This window comes from Proteus sp. PR00224, assembly GCF_016238105.1.
GTDB lineage: Bacteria > Pseudomonadota > Gammaproteobacteria > Enterobacterales > Enterobacteriaceae > Proteus.
In genome coordinates, this window is record NZ_JAEHQU010000001.1 from 220806 (window position 1) to 237901 (window position 17096).

The window sequence follows — 17096 nt, forward strand, 5'->3', positions numbered from 1 at the left end:
ATTAATTCTAGCCTAAGAGCCATTAATCATTCCATCCATTTTCAATAAATATAAAAAACCACCTGATAAACAGGTGGTTTTAATCAAAAAGCGATCAAATATTAACGTGAGCTTACTTTCTTAATTAATGCGTCACGTTCTGCTTGGCTAATAAATGCCATTCTTAAGCCATTAATCTGTGTTTGGCGGATTTGCTCTGGCGTTAATCCAGCAGCAGGCGCCGCAACGGTATATTCGTGTTTTAGCTCAATACCCTCAACCGCAGGATCATCGGTATTAAGAGAGGCAATAATGCCATGCTCTAAAAATGTTTTTAAAGGATGCTCTACTAACGAATTGATAGTACTAGTTTGAATATTTGACGTTAAGCAAGACTCAATACCAATTTGATGCTCGGCAAGGTAATCCATTAAGCGTGGATCTTCAATCGCTTTAACACCATGACCAATACGACTTGCACCCAATTCTTTAATGGCATGCCAGATACTTTCTGCACCCGCCGCTTCACCAGCATGAACCGTAATATTCCAGCCAGTATCACGAGCACGATTAAAATGAGGTTGGAATAAATGACCAGGAAAACCTAATTCATCACCGGCTAAATCAAGCGCTGTAATTTTATCTTGATGTTTTAGTAAGCCATTTAATTCTTGTTGGCAGGCGTTTTCACCAAAGGTACGGCTTAAAATACCGATTAAACGAATATCTACATCGTGTGATTGTCGTGCGCTTTGTACACCATCAACAATGGCTTCCACGACACCTTCAACCGGTAATTGATGTTTCATTGCCATATAATAAGGTGAGAATCGCAGCTCAGCGTAATCGATACCAGCATTAACCACATCTACTACGTTTTCATAAGCAACACGATGACATGCGTCTAAATCAGCTAAAACCGCCACACCCCAATCTAATTTTTGTAAAAAGCTAACAAGGCTTGGCTCATTTTTTGTAATTTGTACATGAGGGCGCAATGCTTCTAATTCATAAGCTGGTAGCGCAATATTATGTTGTTTTGCTAACTCTAAAATAGTTTGAGGGCGGATATTACCATCTAAATGGCGATGTAAATCGGTTAAAGGCAACTGTGTGTCAATCACGCGTTATTTTCCTTTTAATAGAAATAATGAAAATCTATCGTTTATAGTGATTTTCTTATAATCGGGTAAATATAAATGAGTTGCAGATAATTATGACTGATTTTTGTTTTATTCACTAATAAATAAACTTAAATTGGCTATTTTTAAAACTGAAAATGCAGTTTTTTCTCAATTTTAAGTTAAAAAATAAAAAATGGGAAAAAGACGTGTTTATTTATTAGCTACAATATTCAATGTAATTGACGTGTATTATCAGGTTAATTGATACATTAAAAATTAAGTTTAAAAATATTTATCATTATAATTGAAATGTCTTATCAGTTATTTTGATAGGTTTGAAAGGGGGAATGAGTAAAAAAATAACTGAAATATCATTTTGTTATGGTTTGCTTTAATAGGTGGCTTGTTTGTCACGGGTTAAAGCAATTGAATAAAGAATAAAAAGATTATTTTTATAAAAATAACAAAGTTTGTTTTTTCTTGAATTTATATAAATAAAATAGAACTAAAAAATAAAATATCTCTTTTATTAAATAAGGGGTAAAGAATAGGGAATTAACGCCATAATAGATTGCTGTTAAATAAATATATTCAACTGAATGTAATTATTTCCACAATGATTTTTTAATAGAAACCTAATTATTTTAAATTAAGGCATATAATATGAATGAGAATTCTGATTTTAGTTTTGAAAAGAAAAATGATAATATACAACACCAATTAATGTCCAAAATACTTCCGCCTTCATCCGCAAATAATCTTAGTTATGGCTCACAAGTCGTTACGGGTGATGGCACGATTGCGTTAGATTTAGTTGTCGTGATTGATACCAGTGGTTCTATGTCTGATGAGTCGTCAGATTTAAGTAAAGATATTGATATTGCAATACAAAAAGCACTGGAAAATTGCCCATCAAAACTTCGGGTGACTTTTTTAGGTATTGAAGGTACATGGGATGATACTAAATTTGATCAATCAGCTAGTGACTATTTAAAAGCGCTAGGCGTACCTGAAAGTCGCTTACAGGCAAGAAAGCCTTTTAAAGAGGCTGATGGGCGTGATCATGCGGGTAATAAAGAAGATTTATGTCGTGCAGTGATTGATTTAAGTAAGCATTTTGATTGGCGTGATGGTGCTCGTCGTGCTGTTTTTGTTTTGGGTGATGAAGGTATGGAAGGTGGCGGAGGTATATTGACCAACGCGGCAAAGATAAAAAATGACGAAGCGATTGCTGTTGCCCAACAAGAAAAAGTCAAAGTATATACCTACCAAGGAACGCCAGACGATAGTGCAACGAACCTCGATCGTTTCCCAAGTGTGGCTGATAGAGATCGCGTAACAAAAGAGTATATACGTTTAGCGGAGCAAACAGGGGGGCGCTCGTATATTTACACCACAGGCATTGCGAATTTCTCTTTAGTATTACAAGAAATTCTCTGTGATAGTTTGACACTACCGAACATTCCTAAGCCGAATGAAAAAACATCTAGCTGTAGTCAGGTCTGCGCACAATTCACGTCTATTATGTCAACAGTAAATACGCTTGCTGGAATAGTTAATAAAGCCATTGATTCTTGTTGCAAAGAGGAATGGAACAATCACCATATTCTGGTTAAAGATCGCGATTGTTAATTAAAATAAGATGCTAAAAAAACACCCCATTATGTTATTCACAAATGGGGTGTTTATTTATTTTTTACCAGATTATTGTTTTAACCGATGATTATTTTAACAACGTACCGTTCTAACAAAAAGTTAATTATTGAGCTTGTGCTGGTTGCTCAGGAATTAAGATTTCTTGTTCTTCGATAATAGCTGGATCTTCAGTGATTTCTTCTTGATAACCTTCTTCTGAATAATCAGAATCATCGTAATCATAAGATGATGCGCCCATACCGAATAACATTGCTGCTAAACCTAACATTTGAGGAGCTTGGGTCACTTCCATAAATTCATCAAAAGTATAAGTTTTACCATTCATGGTAAATTTATCAGCAGCATAGTTCAGTTTCATGTTTAATGCGTTACCATCTTGAGCCAGTAACATCAGTGGTAATGCATCTTTCTCGTCTTGAGAAATTTGGTTGATATTTTGCTGTAGCTCAGTTTTTAACTGTTCAATATCAGCCGCTGTTGTTGCTTCGATCTCTTTTTTATCTTCATCTGTTAATGCGGTTTCTTGGTAACGAGCCGCATCAAGATATTGAGTGGTGTTACGGAATTCAGCTAACATTGGAAGAGATAAATCAACATTGAAATCAATGTTTTTAAACAGATAGTTAAATAACTCTGCTGGTGATTTCTCTTGGCTTTCTAATACTTTAACGTTAAAAGCATTTAAGTCTAAGTTAAAGGCTAACTTACTTGCACCGCTTTTATTTGTTAAAGAGGCTTCATCGATACGGAAAACTAAGCCTTTTTCCAGAACATCACGAACGGCTTGTTCAACCATTTCTGAACTATCGAAATGATTTTTATTCCACGGTAACAATGAGTTGTTATAAACTTTGGTTAATAACAACATAGCATCTGGATCAGCTTTATCAATTGAATAGCCAAATTTACCTGCACCAAATTCGAATCCTGCAACATTTAGTGACTTAAAGTAATAAGTTTGAGAGATGTTAAAGAGCTTATCTTTGATATCACTTTTGGTTGTCAGAGAAAAATCTTTCAGCGAGAAATCAGACGCTTTGTCTTTACTGGTATGTGCAATTTCAGCAAAACTTAATAACTGCTCATTAAATAAGTATTGATCGTTATTAACTTTTGTTCCTGCAACAGAACCCGCGATATTTTTAATTGTGAAAGTTTCTTCACCTTCTTTAGTCACAACAACTTGGTCACCTTTAACTTTGGTTGTGAAGTTTGTTGCATCTTTATCTGATGAGAATTCAACCGTTAGAGGCGTCGTTTTAACGGTGTCACCATTTTCAGTAAAATCGATAGGATTTAGTTTCGCTTCACCTGAAACTCCACCATCGAATGCTAAAGAAGTATGGATATCAAAAATAGATTTCTCTTTAGTCAGTTTGAATAATTCTTTCGTTGTATCATTGTTGACTAACGTATTATTCATTGCTGCTAATTTGGGTGCTAAATTAAACTTAGCCAGATCAGAAAGAGGGAATGGACCATGATCAATATCGGTAGTAAAGATAACTTCTTCTACTTTTTTCTCTTGGTCTGCATCACTAGCATCTTTTGAAATCACGACAGCAAAGTCTGCATTAGAGGTAAAAACCCCTTTCTTATAGTCACGAATTTCAAGTTTAACATCAGCGCCAAATTGTGCATTTTTAGCAAGTTGCGCTAATTGGACATTAGCTAGTTTCGTTTCTTCCTGTAAGCGACTTTCAATTTTGCTGCCCATGTACCACGACGCACCAGTCCAAACAACACCCAGTGCGACGATAACACCAACAGCGACAAGCGATTTCTTCATAATTCTAGTCCATCCTCTGTGTACATCCGGCGATGTACGTTATAAAGGCTGTTTTGTAACCCTTAAACAACCCGATAAATTGGTGATAAATTTTACTAAATTTAAATATAGATAATCCACATATGTACATCGCCATCTATATTAACCGTAAATATAGATTTAGTGGAATAAAATCGCAATCAGAACTTACTTAGTTACTCGCTAACATAATGAGTTTAAAGCAAAATGAATATGATTTATAAGGTAAATAAAATAAGCATTAAAAACATCTTTTTTTACTCTTTTTTCAATTTAGACAATATTTAATTGTGATGTAATTCTATTTATGATGAATAATAAAGGCTCATAATAAGTATGGATATAAATATGAAAGCTTAAATAATAATGTTGGCAATGAAATAAGGTCGCCAACCGTATTTTTCTAAAAAAATCAACAGATTTCATTCTGTTATAAATTTCATAAGCTCGCTTTAGCTCTCATATTTATTATTCTGTTTATGGCATGATACTGGTATCCGAGTTATTTACTAGAAAGTGATTCGGAATTAATCAATTATTCTGTGTACTTAAGGAGATTGAAATGGCAGCCACTCGCATTGAAAAAGACTCAATGGGGCAAATCGAAGTACCTGCTGACCAGTTATGGGGAGCTCAAACGCAGCGTTCTCTTGAACACTTCCGTATTTCAGTTGAAAAAATGCCTGTTGCACTTATCCATGCGCTTGCTATCACGAAGAAAGCAGCCGCTGGTGTTAACATGGATTTAGGTTTATTACCAAAAGAGCGCGCTGATGCAATTATCGCCGCAGCAGATGAAGTGCTTGCAGGTAAACACCCAACTGAATTCCCATTAGCAATCTGGCAGACCGGTTCTGGCACTCAATCAAACATGAATATGAATGAAGTGTTAGCTAACCGTGGTAGTGAGATACTTGGTGGTATCCGTGGCATGGAACGCAAAATCCATCCGAATGATGATGTTAACAAAAGTCAAAGTTCAAATGATGTGTTCCCAACTGCCATGCATGTCGCTGCTGTTATTGCATTACGTCAGGATTTACTGCCAGAATTAAAATCACTGCTGAAAGTATTCAAAGAGAAAGCAGAAGCTTTCCATGATATCGTTAAAATTGGTCGTACTCACCTGCAAGATGCGACACCACTGACATTAGGTCAAGAGATCTCTGGTTGGGCTGCTATGCTTGAGCACAGCATCAAACATATCAATGATTCCGTTCCTCATGTTTGTGAATTAGCGCTCGGTGGTACAGCTGTGGGTACGGGGTTAAATACCCATCCAGAATATGCTGTTCGCGTTGCTAAGCGTATCGCTGAATTATCTGGCCAGCCTTTTGTAACGGCTCCTAATAAATTTGAAGCATTAGCAACTTGTGATGCATTAGTTCATTCACACGGTGCATTGAAAGGTTTAGCTGCATCATTAATGAAGATTGCTAACGACGTGCGTTGGTTAGCTTCTGGCCCTCGTTGTGGTATTGGCGAAATCGCTATCCCTGAAAACGAACCAGGTAGTTCAATCATGCCAGGTAAAGTTAACCCAACACAATGTGAAGCATTAACAATGTTATGTGCTCAAGTTATGGGTAATGACGTTGCTATTAATATTGGTGGCGCATCAGGTAACTTTGAACTGAACGTTTATCGCCCAATGATCATTGATAACTTCTTACAATCAGTCCGTTTATTGGCTGATGGTATGCGTAGTTTCAATGAGCACTGTGCAATTGGTATTGAGCCAAACCGTGAACGTATTAATAAACTACTGCATGAATCATTGATGCTAGTTACTGCGTTAAATACTCATATCGGTTACGATAAAGCCGCTGAAATTGCTAAGAAAGCGCATAAAGAAGGCTTAACGCTAAAAGAATCTGCATTGAAACTGAACTATCTGACATCGGAAGAATTCGATAGCTGGGTACGTCCAGAAGATATGGTTGGTAGCATGAAAAAATAAGTGTTAGATACACTTATTTAACCGATATTAAATCCCGCTATAATGGCGGGATTTTTACATCTTATAGGAAAAATAATGACTGAAGAAATTACGTTTACTGCGACAGAAGTTAATTGCTATGTCGAAGATGATGTCACCATTATCGGAATAGGGGATGATGCTGTTTCTCCTGATCATTTCATTATTCTTTCAAGATTTGATGAAGAAGATGAAGATATAGATAACTCAATTGGTTTAATGACCCATTTATCTGATATTGAAGCCATTAATACGCTCGAAAAAATTACCCTTGATCGAAAAAATATTATCCTTGCATTAAAAAACAATGTGATGATAACAATCCATTTAGATATTGAAGACAATCATTTTGTTCAGCTTAATGATTATCTTCAGCAAATCCTTCAAGGAAGCTCAATTAAACTTATTGAAAAATAAGATATTCTCTATTTTTCAATATACAAATGCATTCTTGGAATAATTAATTGTAGCTTTTTAGCTTTAGGGCGATGGCGAATTTGAATGTTATCGGCATCATAATCAGGAAGTTCGCCAATAACGGGTTTAAAGTCGCTTTCTTTATCAATATAGAAAGCTAATAAAGGCAAAGGACACGCATATTGCACTTGTTTTTGAAGTTCTGAATACCAAACCCGCGCAATAGGTTGCACTTTGACAGGTCGCTTTATTTTTAATTTTGTATTTTCAGGTAATTGAGAAAGAGTGATGATCTCTTTATCCAGACGTTCAGCCCATTGTTCACTGGTATAAGGGGGGACTGCACGATTGGCTTCGCGACTTTTCTCTAATTGAGTCAAAACATCGTTACGCGTTAAATTCTTAATAATATTCTTATTCGCCCAACCAAAACGCACTGTATCTGGATCAGACAATAGGGTGAGGGTACGATAAGCATTGAGCGTAATTAAGCCTTTTAGTTGATTATGGACGAAATCAAAACGCTCTTCCTTCGATATACTAGACTCTTTAGTAACAATATCGGAAAGCTGTTTTTTTAATAAATTAATTTGCTCAACTTGTTTTTTTACAGACTTAAATGTTTGATTATCTGTACTAAAGCAAAGCACTCCGGGTAAACGAATAGCGCGCTTACTACTGATGTGCGGTGCATTGTCATAAATAAAAAGATTCACCATTAGCTTTAAAGTGAGATCTCTAGCTTCCTCATTATAGCAAGGTGACACCGTAACGCGAACAACCTCATCATGTTCCTCTTCTTTACTCACTTCAGGTAATTCAAATACTGCTGATGGTAATAAAGTTAAATTTTTCAACACATCAGTTAGTTTTTTAATTTCAATTTCTAATTGCTGAAAACAGAGATTGAATTGCTCAATTAAATCATATCGATTCATCTTAACATCCTTATTTAGTTACAACATACAACAGGCCTTTGTTTAAAACAATACATTAGCTTCAGTGAAAAGTACATCGCCTAACAGCGATAAATTCCAAAAACACGATGAACTGTTTATTTATACAGTGTATCGTGAAAAGGGCATATTGGGATGATATTTTTCCTAAAAAGGGATTATTTGATGGTTTTTAAATCAAAGCTAGTTTGTTTTTCATTCGACTGTATTAACGTTCCATCAATAACACTACAATCTGGTTTTGTTGGTGGGCACTGTTCTGTAAATGCATTTGTAAGAGATGTAAAAAAGAGAAATAGCAGGGTAATAGATAGTTTTATAATAGCCATAATCGTAATTCCTTCTTAAAGAATAAGTTTATACCTTAAGAAGGGAGTGCAAAATCGACAACATTAAACCGCGTTAACCTGCTTTTGCACTTTGTTAATTATCAATAAATTACTGGGCAACTTTGTTTAAGTGTAATGCTATTAATAAGGCTGTTAACATTAAAAGGGCAATAAATAACCCTACACCAAGCCAGCCAAAACTCACCCAGAATAATCCGCCCACTGTGCCTGCAAGGCTAGATCCCGCATAGTAAGTAAAAAGATAAAGTGAAGAGGCTTGGGCTCTTCCTCGTTTAGCGCGACGACCAACCCAACTACTTGCGACTGCATGTGCAGCAAAGAAACCTGTCGTTAAGATAAGCATCCCAATAAAGATAACGGGCAGTGATTCAATCAAAGTAATCAATATGCCAATTAACATCATTGAAATTCCAGCAATAAAGACTTTGCCTAAACCGTATTTAGTGGTTAATAAGCCAGCTTTGGATGCGCTATAAGTACCACTTAAATAGACGATAGAAATCAGACCCACAGTAGTTTGACTTAATGAATAGGGTGCGTCTAATAAACGATAGCCGATATAGTTAAATAAAGTAACAAAACCACCCATTAATAAACCACCTTCAATAAATAACAAAGGCAGCCCTTTATCTCTAAAATGCAATTTAGTCGTTATAAGAAGATTGCGAGGTTTTAATGCTGTCGGCCTAAAGTGCTGTGAAGCTGGTAATATCTTCCAGAAAGTAATTGCAGCAAAAAGGGCAAAAATACCGAGAATAACAACGGATAAACGCCAAGAATAATAATCACTTAGTACCCCTGTAATAACGCGCCCGCTCATTCCTCCAATAGAGTTTCCGCTAATATATAAACCCATTGATAATGCGAGATAAGCAGGGTGAATTTCTTCACTTAAATACGTCATTGCTACTGCTGCAACGCCACTTAATGAAAGTCCAACTAAAGCTCGCGTAATTAAAATACCTGTCCAGCTATTCATTGTCGCACTTAATAATGTAAAAAATGCGGCGCAAAACAGTGCGATAACCATGACATTTTTACGACCAAAGGCGTCTGAAAGTGGGCCAGTGATTAATAATCCACATGCCATTAAAGCGGTTGAAAGTGAGAGAGCTAAACTACTGGTGGCTGGGCTGACGGAAAATTCGTTAGATAACACCGGTAATATGGGTTGCACAAAATAGAGTAAGGCGAATGTCGCTAAACCGACCATAAAAAATGACACTGTCACTTTTATATACAGTGCATCATCACGTTGAATATAGTGTTTAGGGTTAGATTGGTGTTGAGCAGGCTTTTCTATACTTGGTGTATTGTCTGAAATATCAGTGCCTAAGCTCATACTTTTACTGTCTATTTCGTGAGTATCCATATTGATTAAACTTCCATTACTTAAATTTGATTTATGTCAATGTTAGAAATATTTGATTTTTTTGTCTAATATATTAATCATTAGAAATAAGACTTTTAAAGTATCAATGGCGACATGAGAGAAATATGAATATTGAACTTAGACATTTACGTTACTTTATTGCTGTTGCAGAAGAGCTTCACTTTGGTAAAGCAGCAGAAAGATTGAATATTTCTCAACCTCCTTTAAGCCAACAAATACAAGCACTTGAAGGTGAAATAGGCGCTAGACTTTTAGAGCGAACAAACCGTTCTGTTTCGTTAACACCCGCAGGACAAATGTTTTTAAAAGAGTCGTATCAAATTATGGCGCAGGTCAACGCAGCCGCAACGCGCGCCGCTAGAATGGAAAAAGGTGAATTAGGTGAAATTTCAATTGGTTTTACCTCAACAACGCCTTTTATGCATTTAGTCACCTTGAGTTTGCGACAGTTTAGAGAAAACTATCCAGAAGTCGGTATTCATATGCATCAAATGAATACAAAACAACAGATATCGCCGTTACTAACGGGGCGTATTGATTTAGGGATCATGCGAAACACAACATTACCCGAAAATTTGCACCACCAGCTATTGTTTCGTGAGCCTTTTATATTAGCGGTTTATGAAGGGCATCCACTGCTTGCTTACAAAGAAACGGGGGTCAATATTCAAGATATTGGGCAATATCCTTTTGTTTTCTTTGAGAGAGATGTTGGTACGGCACTTTATGATGAGATTATTCAGTTACTTAGTCTGTCAGGAATTACGCCAACTATTGCACAAGAAGCGGGTGAAGCCATGACAATTTTAGGGCTAGTTGCAGCAGGACTTGGTATTTCTATTGTGACAAAATCATTTACGCGAATGAAAGTTGATGGAGTGCACTATCTACACTTTGCAAATTCTCAAGCGTTCTCTGAAGTTTGGTTAGTTTCACATAATAAACGAACTATTCCTGCTGCGGCGAATCGATTAACGCAATTGCTGTTAAAAAATATCTTAGATCACCAAAAATCTTGATTTATCTGTGTTTTTGATCACGCTTTTTATGTAAGTATTGTACAATTATTACAAATTGACGACATAATCGGTAATGAATTATTTGGAGCCTCGAATTAATTATGGCTCTTTAATTAAGGATGCATTCAATGGGGAACCAACCTAGCCACATCGATCACGTAAAACAATTTAATCTTGGCACAGTCTTTCGCTTGATTGATGAACATGGTCCCATTTCTCGTATTTCATTGTCGAAAAAGGCAGAGCTTGCGCCAGCAAGTATTACTAAGATCACGCGAGAATTAGTTGAAGCGCATCTTATTCATGAAACGGAATTCCCAGATGTGGGATTTCGAGGCAGGCCTGCTGTCGGATTAAAATTAGAAAGCCAAGGCTGGCAATTTCTCTGTATTCGCGTCAATAAAGGCAGTTTACTTTTTAGTTTAAGAGAATTAGATAGCAAACTGGTTACTGAAGATACATTCGATTTCCCCAAGGAATACAGCGATGATTTTCTTAATCATTTTTTAGCTGCAATTGATAAATTCTTCGAGCGTTATCAATCTCATGTTGAAAGATTGACGGCAATTAGCATTACAATGAATGCTATTGTTGATCCTATTAGTGGTGTTATTTATAGCTCACCTTATTATGATATTAAAGACATTCCACTTGCCGATAAAATCCATGAAAAAACAGGTGTTTCTGTATTTTTACAACATAGCGTAACTGCATGGACAATGGCCGAATCTTTATATGGTGCGGCAAAAAACAATTCAGACGTTCTGCAAATTGTTATCGATGACATTGTTGGTGCTGGCGTAATAAACAATGGAAAAACATTACATTCTAACAGCCATAGCGCCGTCGAAATTGGACATACTAAAGTTATCGATTCTCAAAATAGCTGTTATTGTGGGGCAAAAGGGTGTTTAGAAACAGAAATTGCTATTCCTCAATTAATTAAGAAAGCCCAATTATTAGCTCAAGAAGATCCCACTTCGTTGCTAAACAAATATCCTATAACTGTGGAGACATTGTGTGATGCGATATTAGTTGGCGATAAACCCGCGCTTGAAATTGTAAATTTAGTCGCTCAGCGATTAGGTTTTATTTTGGCTGTTATGATCAATATCTTTAATCCGCAAAAAATATTAATTGGTTCGCCGCTATGTCGCGCTAAATCAGTGCTCTTTCCTTTGATGCTGAATCATATTCAAGATCACGTCATGCCTCGTTATGCAAAGTCACTCATTATTGAAGAAACAGAGTTAAGAAATAAAGGTACATTGCCAGCTGCATCTTTAGTGAAAGAAGCGCTGTACAACGGTTCTTTGTTAATTGAATTAATGCAAGGCTAAATTAAGCTAAATAAAACGTAACAAAACTGTTTTGTATGCGTAAATGCGTCAATTGATCATTAACGAATTCTCTATTTTTGAGCAATTAACTAAAAAATTGAGCTACCTCAAGCCACCAGAAACAGTGTTACCCTAAACTCTAATCTCTGTCATTTTTTATGAACCTGATTTATCTGTCATAACGGAAGTAAATTATATGTTAACACGCTTTTTTGTTACGGGGACAGATACCAACGTGGGTAAAACTGTTGTAACCCGAGCACTTCTTCAGTCATTAAATCGTGGCGGGTCAACGGCAGTAGGTTATAAGCCTATTGCAACAGAATTACATGAAACGGCTGATGGTGAACGTAATCGTGACGCTATGATTATTCATAATTCATCACCAGTTGAAGTTCGCTACGACGAAATTAATCCTATTTTGCTTGATAATTGTTATGTTAGCGAAAATGAAATCGATTTTAATAAAATTTCAAATGAGCTCGACAATTTAAGTAAAAAAGCAGAGTGTGTTGTTATCGAAGGTAATGGTGGTTGGCGTTATCTGCTTGATGATAATACTTTTTATTCTGATTGGGTGGTGAAAGAACAAATCCCAGTTGTTTTGGTTGTTGGTATTCAACCAGGCTGTGTCAATCACTCAATATTAACAGCGCAATCTATTATCAATGATGGTTTGAAATTAGTAGGTTGGGTTGCGAACAGAATAAATCCAGGATTACCTTATTACGCGAAAATTGTGGAAAGGCTGTCTCAGCATATTCCTGCACCGCTGATTGGTGAAATCCCGTATTTGTTACGTCCTGAAGAACGTGATCTCTCTTGTTACCTCGATTTAAGTCAGTTGGAAATCGCTGTACCTGCTTAAGAGAGAATATAAATAAGTAACGAAGTGGATTGCTATCTGTTTTTAAACGATACCAAACTTGTTACTTTTAAATGCCTGATGAGTAAATTCATTGGGTGTTTTTGTTTTTTCTGATTTAGTCGCAAACATACTAATGATAAAAATAGCACATAAAATTAAGACTAAATAAGATAGAGCGGATCAGATAAATCAGAAGAGTAGTCATTGATAAACAGTGGAAAGGAAAAGGGCGCTAACATTGCGCCCTTTTTTAACACAAGATTTTATCAACTTATAGATTAATGACGAGTATAGATGATTTTCTTGCTGTCATTTTCGCAAGTTCCAACAACTTTACCTTCTGTTTGTGCAACTTGGTCGTTTTCAACGACAGTTAAAGTAAAGTTAGCGACTGGCACACCATTATTAACGATTTTTTGTTGAATAGACTCAACGACTTCATCACAACCCGCATTCGCGGCTAAAGGTGCAAATGCAACCAGTGTGGCCATTACTGCAAATACATATTTTTTCATTTCAATCACTCCTTGTTTTACAAAGCAAAACATCACTGTTTTACACGATTTTCTTATGGGTTAACAGGGCGACCCGTATTACTGTCTAAACAACGACGAGTTTCAGGCTCCCAATAAGCGTAGACGTTTGCACTTTTCAGACAAGCATCCCGCTCATCAATGGCTTTATCTACTTTATTAAATTCAATTTTTTCTCGCTGATTGACTTGGGTACGTAGCTCACGCTTTTGATCCCAATCCTCTTTCATTTGTCGAGCTTGTTCTTTATCTAAGACATTATCATAGCCATCACCATTAATGGTTACATTAGTGGAAGCGGCAACAGAAGAAAAAGAAGACACTGATAAACCAAGAAATAAGGAGAACACCATTGTTCTGATAACTTGTTTCTTAGTGAGTGTGTTGATCATGGTTGCTATCCTCTAAAGTTATGTCGCTATTACTGTCAATGACTATTATATCTTAATAATTATAGCTGATGCTTTAATAAAATATGAGTTTTCAGTGCGTTTAGCTCTGACGATGAACACTTAAGCCTGCAAATGATTGGCTAACAGGCATCATTTCTAGGGTATTGATATTTACATGAGCAGGTAATGTTGCTGTCCAATATACCGCTTCTGCCACATCTTCAGGTGTTAACGCATTTGCATTAGCATAAGTTTGCTCAACTTTATTACTATCACCTTTAAAACGAACTAATGAGAACTCTGTACCACCAACAAGTCCTGGTTCAATATCGGTCACACGGACTTTTTTACCTTGGAGATCAGCACGTAATCCTAAACTAAATTGTTTAACAAATGCTTTAGTGGCGCCATAAACATTACCGCCCATATAAGGCCAAGAAGCTGCTGTTGAGCTGATATTAATAACATGACCTTTGTTTCTTTCTACCATAAAAGGAAGAATAGCGCGGGTGACATGAACCAGACCTTTATTATTTGTCTCGATCATCGTATCCCAGTCATCAAGGTTGGCTTTATCGGCGGTATTTAAACCTAGGGCTAATCCTGCATTATTGACTAACACATCAATTTCGTGCCATTTTTCAGGTAATTGAGTGTAAATCTCACTGACTGCTTTTTTATCTGTCACATCTAACTGTAATGGATAAAATTGTTCACCTAGCTCTTTATGCAAGTTATTCAGTTTATCCAAACGACGGGCTGTACCAATAACTTTGTGTCCGTGGCTGATAAAATGACGAGCAATGGCTTCACCAAAACCAGCAGAAGCACCTGTGATAAAAATAATCATTTAATTACCCTCGATAGTTATAATAATTGAAAGTAAAAGGCTATCACTAGAAAGAGTCAAGTTTAAAAGTAGGGTTTGTGATAAATCAGGCTAAAAACAAGATCCTTTTCTTATATGAAAGATTTTTATCTTTAATAATAAGTAAGATTTTTGTTTTCAACTGTAAGATAAGAGGGATTAGATATAGCAATTAACAATGCTGAGACTGGGCTTATTGAGCAACAAACCCAGCCTAGCTGAATAAGACAATATCAGTTATTTTTTACCAACTTGATGACCAATAACGCCACCTAAGACGCCACCACCAATAGTACCCAATGCGCTACCATCAGTTAAAATAGCACCACCGATAGCACCTGCACCGGCTCCAATTGCTGTATTACGGTCGCGTTTTGTCATGCTAGAACAACCCGCAAGTGAAAAAAGCAGAACAGAAGCGACACACAGTGTTCCAACCTTTTTTAACGTGATATTCATTTTTATAAACTCCGAAATAAAGGGCAATATAAAGATATCGTTATCGTATTTATACGAGCATCAGAATATTCGGGAACATAAGGGGAGAAAACTCTTAAAGTGAGTCATAATTCATAACTTATATTTTAAATGCGCTTTATCAAAATAATTTTTATTATCTATATTATTATTCTATGTTCAGAAGAAAAGCATCAATGCACTATGTCATTTATATGAGTTAAGATAACAGCATGATATTAATGAATAAATTTAAGATACTCTCTTCACAATTTGCATCGGGCTATTTTGGTGTAGTACTGGGGATGATAGGTACGGGTATGGCATGGCGCTATGCGGCTAAAGAGCATAACTATCCAGCTTATATTGGTGAAATATTTATTAGTGTGGGTTGTTTGGTTTGGCTAACACTGACGTTATTTCTATTGGGCAAATGGTTATTTCATCGACACGCTATTCTTGATGAAGTTAAACATCCCGTTGCCAGTGGATTTACCAGTTTATTTCCCGCAACAACAGTTTTAGTATCGATAGGTTTAAGTCCTTATTCACCGTTATTTTCTCTTGTATTATTTAGCCTCGGTGCGATTGCTCAGTTAGCGTATTCCAGTTGGCTGATTGGTTATCAATGGAAGGGTGAATATCCTAAAATGGCAACCACACCTGCATTATATTTACCGACAGTGGCGAATAACTTTATCTGTGCTATGGCATGTGGTGCATTTGGATTTAATGATTTGGGTATTTTATTTTTTGGCGCTGGCGTATTTTCTTGGTTAAGTTTAGAACCTGCTATTTTAAACAGAATACGTAGTGAAGGGTTAATGGATGAGAAGTCACGGCTCTCATTTGGTATTCAATTAGCTCCTGCTTTAGTTGCCTGTAGTGCATATTTGGCTATCAATGATAATCATATCGACTTCTTCGCTAAAATGTTATTAGGCTATGGCCTATTACAACTTTTATTTATGGTGAGATTAATCCCTTGGTTTGTTAAACAGTCATTTTCATTACCATTTTGGAGTTTTTCCTTTGGTGTCTCTGCGTTAGCAAAAGCATCATTAAATATGAGTATGGCATCTAATAGCCGTTTTATGCAGTTATTATCAACGGCACTATTTATCTTTGCTAATTTAATTATCTTACTACTGATTTGGCATTCATTATTATGGGTTTTTAGAGGGCTAAAAAAATTATGTTGTCCATCTAAAGTATTTTAATAACCATAGAAAAAGAGAGCCTAAACAAGATCCTTTAGGCTCTTTTTATTTTAAGTCGAAAGATAATTCAATAAAATATTAAAATACTTTAATAGGTAGAATTAAATTCTAATTGGTTTTCTACTTAAAATAGCCACGGTATTACCGATAAACATGGCTGAGTAATATAAAGGAACATAAATCAAACCTAAAGCAACCATCATAATACCAATCGATAACATTAATGCGACAGTGCTATCTGGTGATGTTAACTCTAAAAATCCTTTATCTAATCCAGTTAGAAATACCTTTTCTTGTAACCTTGCATATAACCATGATGCACCAACAAGAACGGCACCGAACCAAAAACTTAGCCAACATAATGCCGAAGTAAAAGACATCATATTATTTTTCATGATTTATTTTCCTTGTCAAATATAAAGCACACAATGAGTTATGATATTTTTTATAAAGATAAGCTCTTAGATTATATCGATAAATAAAAATAGATAAATACATATATGGGTAAGATGGCTAAATTAATATATAAAGAGTGCAAAGTTATTAATTGATTATTTGCTTATGATTTTTTATTACATACATCCACACATAAAGAAATATCGCGAATAATAATCACCTTTGAGGATAATTAGAGATGATTATTAAATAAGGCATCTAAACGTTGATCATCCTGTTTTGAAAAGCGAAGAAGTTCCCAATTATTCACTAACAGCGATGAAAAGAAAACTCATTAACTTTGT

The 17096-nt window shown here is 35.8% G+C and carries 17 protein-coding genes; 7 read left to right on the plus strand and 10 right to left on the minus strand.

The window, feature by feature from the left end:
• Positions 1–101: 101 nt before the first annotated feature.
• The gene (gene add / locus JEP71_RS01105; protein ID WP_198625596.1) at positions 102–1103 is read right to left on the minus strand and encodes an adenosine deaminase; all 1002 of its coding nucleotides are present in this window, start codon (positions 1101–1103) and stop codon (positions 102–104) included.
• Positions 1104–1766: 663 nt separating this feature from the next.
• Between add and JEP71_RS01110 the strand changes: the two genes are divergently transcribed.
• Positions 1767–2735, plus strand: a complete 969-nt coding sequence (locus tag JEP71_RS01110; protein WP_198625597.1) for a VWA domain-containing protein — start codon at positions 1767–1769, stop codon at positions 2733–2735.
• Between the two features lie 127 nt (positions 2736–2862).
• Here JEP71_RS01110 and JEP71_RS01115 read toward each other — a convergent pair whose 3' ends face one another.
• The gene (locus JEP71_RS01115) at positions 2863–4548 is read right to left on the minus strand and encodes a YdgA family protein (protein ID WP_198619546.1); all 1686 of its coding nucleotides are present in this window, start codon (positions 4546–4548) and stop codon (positions 2863–2865) included.
• A gap of 580 nt (positions 4549–5128) precedes the next feature.
• Between JEP71_RS01115 and fumC the strand changes: the two genes are divergently transcribed.
• Together fumC and JEP71_RS01125 are read left to right on the plus strand one after the other, a co-directional pair.
• A complete protein-coding gene (fumC, locus tag JEP71_RS01120) occupies positions 5129–6526 on the plus strand; it encodes a class II fumarate hydratase (RefSeq protein WP_198619545.1) in 1398 nt (465 codons plus the stop codon).
• Positions 6527–6601: 75 nt separating this feature from the next.
• On the plus strand, positions 6602–6961 hold the full coding sequence (locus JEP71_RS01125; RefSeq protein ID WP_198625598.1) for a hypothetical protein: 360 nt from the start codon (positions 6602–6604) through the stop codon (positions 6959–6961).
• Between the two features lie 8 nt (positions 6962–6969).
• On the opposite strand, the gene tus is transcribed toward JEP71_RS01125, so the two are convergent.
• The 3 genes from tus to JEP71_RS01140 all read right to left on the minus strand — a co-directional run bounded on the left by tus (position 6970) and on the right by JEP71_RS01140 (position 9639).
• Positions 6970–7899, minus strand: a complete 930-nt coding sequence (tus, locus tag JEP71_RS01130) for a DNA replication terminus site-binding protein (RefSeq protein ID WP_198625599.1) — start codon at positions 7897–7899, stop codon at positions 6970–6972.
• A 176-nt stretch (positions 7900–8075) separates the two neighbouring features.
• Positions 8076–8246: a hypothetical protein gene (locus JEP71_RS01135; protein ID WP_198625600.1), complete on the minus strand. Its 171-nt coding sequence runs from the start codon at positions 8244–8246 to the stop codon at positions 8076–8078.
• A 109-nt stretch (positions 8247–8355) separates the two neighbouring features.
• Positions 8356–9639: an MFS transporter gene (locus JEP71_RS01140; protein ID WP_198625601.1), complete on the minus strand. Its 1284-nt coding sequence runs from the start codon at positions 9637–9639 to the stop codon at positions 8356–8358.
• Between the two features lie 125 nt (positions 9640–9764).
• On the opposite strand from JEP71_RS01140, the gene JEP71_RS01145 reads away from it, so the two are divergent.
• The 3 genes from JEP71_RS01145 (at position 9765) to bioD (ending at position 12887) form a co-directional block, all read left to right on the plus strand.
• On the plus strand, positions 9765–10679 hold the full coding sequence (locus JEP71_RS01145) for a LysR family transcriptional regulator (RefSeq protein ID WP_198619541.1): 915 nt from the start codon (positions 9765–9767) through the stop codon (positions 10677–10679).
• A 128-nt stretch (positions 10680–10807) separates the two neighbouring features.
• Positions 10808–12019 carry a sugar metabolism global transcriptional regulator Mlc gene (gene mlc / locus JEP71_RS01150; protein ID WP_409281703.1) on the plus strand — a complete coding sequence of 404 codons (1212 nt, stop codon included), beginning with the start codon at positions 10808–10810 and terminating at the stop codon, positions 12017–12019.
• Between the two features lie 196 nt (positions 12020–12215).
• On the plus strand, positions 12216–12887 hold the full coding sequence (gene bioD / locus JEP71_RS01155) for a dethiobiotin synthase (protein ID WP_072068031.1): 672 nt from the start codon (positions 12216–12218) through the stop codon (positions 12885–12887).
• Positions 12888–13165: 278 nt separating this feature from the next.
• Here bioD and JEP71_RS01160 read toward each other — a convergent pair whose 3' ends face one another.
• The 4 genes from JEP71_RS01160 to osmB form a co-directional block, all read right to left on the minus strand.
• Entirely contained in the window at positions 13166–13402 is a 237-nt protein-coding gene (locus tag JEP71_RS01160; RefSeq protein WP_198625603.1) for a DUF1161 domain-containing protein, read from the minus strand.
• Between the two features lie 53 nt (positions 13403–13455).
• The gene (locus tag JEP71_RS01165) at positions 13456–13812 is read right to left on the minus strand and encodes a DUF1283 family protein (RefSeq protein WP_088495660.1); all 357 of its coding nucleotides are present in this window, start codon (positions 13810–13812) and stop codon (positions 13456–13458) included.
• Between the two features lie 100 nt (positions 13813–13912).
• The gene (ydfG, locus tag JEP71_RS01170) at positions 13913–14662 is read right to left on the minus strand and encodes a bifunctional NADP-dependent 3-hydroxy acid dehydrogenase/3-hydroxypropionate dehydrogenase YdfG (protein WP_198625604.1); all 750 of its coding nucleotides are present in this window, start codon (positions 14660–14662) and stop codon (positions 13913–13915) included.
• A gap of 255 nt (positions 14663–14917) precedes the next feature.
• A complete protein-coding gene (gene osmB, locus JEP71_RS01175; protein WP_109374011.1) occupies positions 14918–15139 on the minus strand; it encodes an osmotically-inducible lipoprotein OsmB in 222 nt (73 codons plus the stop codon).
• 239 nt (positions 15140–15378) lie between these two features.
• Here osmB and tehA point away from each other — a divergent pair, with 239 nt between their 5' ends.
• Positions 15379–16356: a dicarboxylate transporter/tellurite-resistance protein TehA gene (tehA, locus tag JEP71_RS01180; RefSeq protein ID WP_232797445.1), complete on the plus strand. Its 978-nt coding sequence runs from the start codon at positions 15379–15381 to the stop codon at positions 16354–16356.
• A gap of 101 nt (positions 16357–16457) precedes the next feature.
• Here the strand turns inward: tehA and JEP71_RS01185 are convergent, their stop codons facing one another.
• Positions 16458–16751, minus strand: a complete 294-nt coding sequence (locus JEP71_RS01185; protein ID WP_109374013.1) for a hypothetical protein — start codon at positions 16749–16751, stop codon at positions 16458–16460.
• Between the last annotated feature and the right edge of the window lie 345 nt (positions 16752–17096).

Coding starts and splice junctions, on each gene's coding strand:
- tus (WP_198625599.1), bottom strand. CDS start 7,899: ATGAATCGATATGATTTAATTGAGCAATTCAATCTCTGTTTTCAGCAA.
- JEP71_RS01165 (WP_088495660.1), bottom strand. CDS start 13,812: ATGATCAACACACTCACTAAGAAACAAGTTATCAGAACAATGGTGTTC.
- JEP71_RS01115 (WP_198619546.1), bottom strand. CDS start 4,548: ATGAAGAAATCGCTTGTCGCTGTTGGTGTTATCGTCGCACTGGGTGTT.
- mlc (WP_409281703.1), top strand. CDS start 10,808: ATGGGGAACCAACCTAGCCACATCGATCACGTAAAACAATTTAATCTT.
- JEP71_RS01145 (WP_198619541.1), top strand. CDS start 9,765: ATGAATATTGAACTTAGACATTTACGTTACTTTATTGCTGTTGCAGAA.
- JEP71_RS01185 (WP_109374013.1), bottom strand. CDS start 16,751: ATGAAAAATAATATGATGTCTTTTACTTCGGCATTATGTTGGCTAAGT.
- JEP71_RS01125 (WP_198625598.1), top strand. CDS start 6,602: ATGACTGAAGAAATTACGTTTACTGCGACAGAAGTTAATTGCTATGTC.
- JEP71_RS01160 (WP_198625603.1), bottom strand. CDS start 13,402: ATGAAAAAATATGTATTTGCAGTAATGGCCACACTGGTTGCATTTGCA.
- JEP71_RS01135 (WP_198625600.1), bottom strand. CDS start 8,246: ATGGCTATTATAAAACTATCTATTACCCTGCTATTTCTCTTTTTTACA.
- JEP71_RS01140 (WP_198625601.1), bottom strand. CDS start 9,639: ATGGATACTCACGAAATAGACAGTAAAAGTATGAGCTTAGGCACTGAT.
- ydfG (WP_198625604.1), bottom strand. CDS start 14,662: ATGATTATTTTTATCACAGGTGCTTCTGCTGGTTTTGGTGAAGCCATT.
- osmB (WP_109374011.1), bottom strand. CDS start 15,139: ATGAATATCACGTTAAAAAAGGTTGGAACACTGTGTGTCGCTTCTGTT.
- bioD (WP_072068031.1), top strand. CDS start 12,216: ATGTTAACACGCTTTTTTGTTACGGGGACAGATACCAACGTGGGTAAA.
- JEP71_RS01110 (WP_198625597.1), top strand. CDS start 1,767: ATGAATGAGAATTCTGATTTTAGTTTTGAAAAGAAAAATGATAATATA.
- fumC (WP_198619545.1), top strand. CDS start 5,129: ATGGCAGCCACTCGCATTGAAAAAGACTCAATGGGGCAAATCGAAGTA.
- tehA (WP_232797445.1), top strand. CDS start 15,379: ATGAATAAATTTAAGATACTCTCTTCACAATTTGCATCGGGCTATTTT.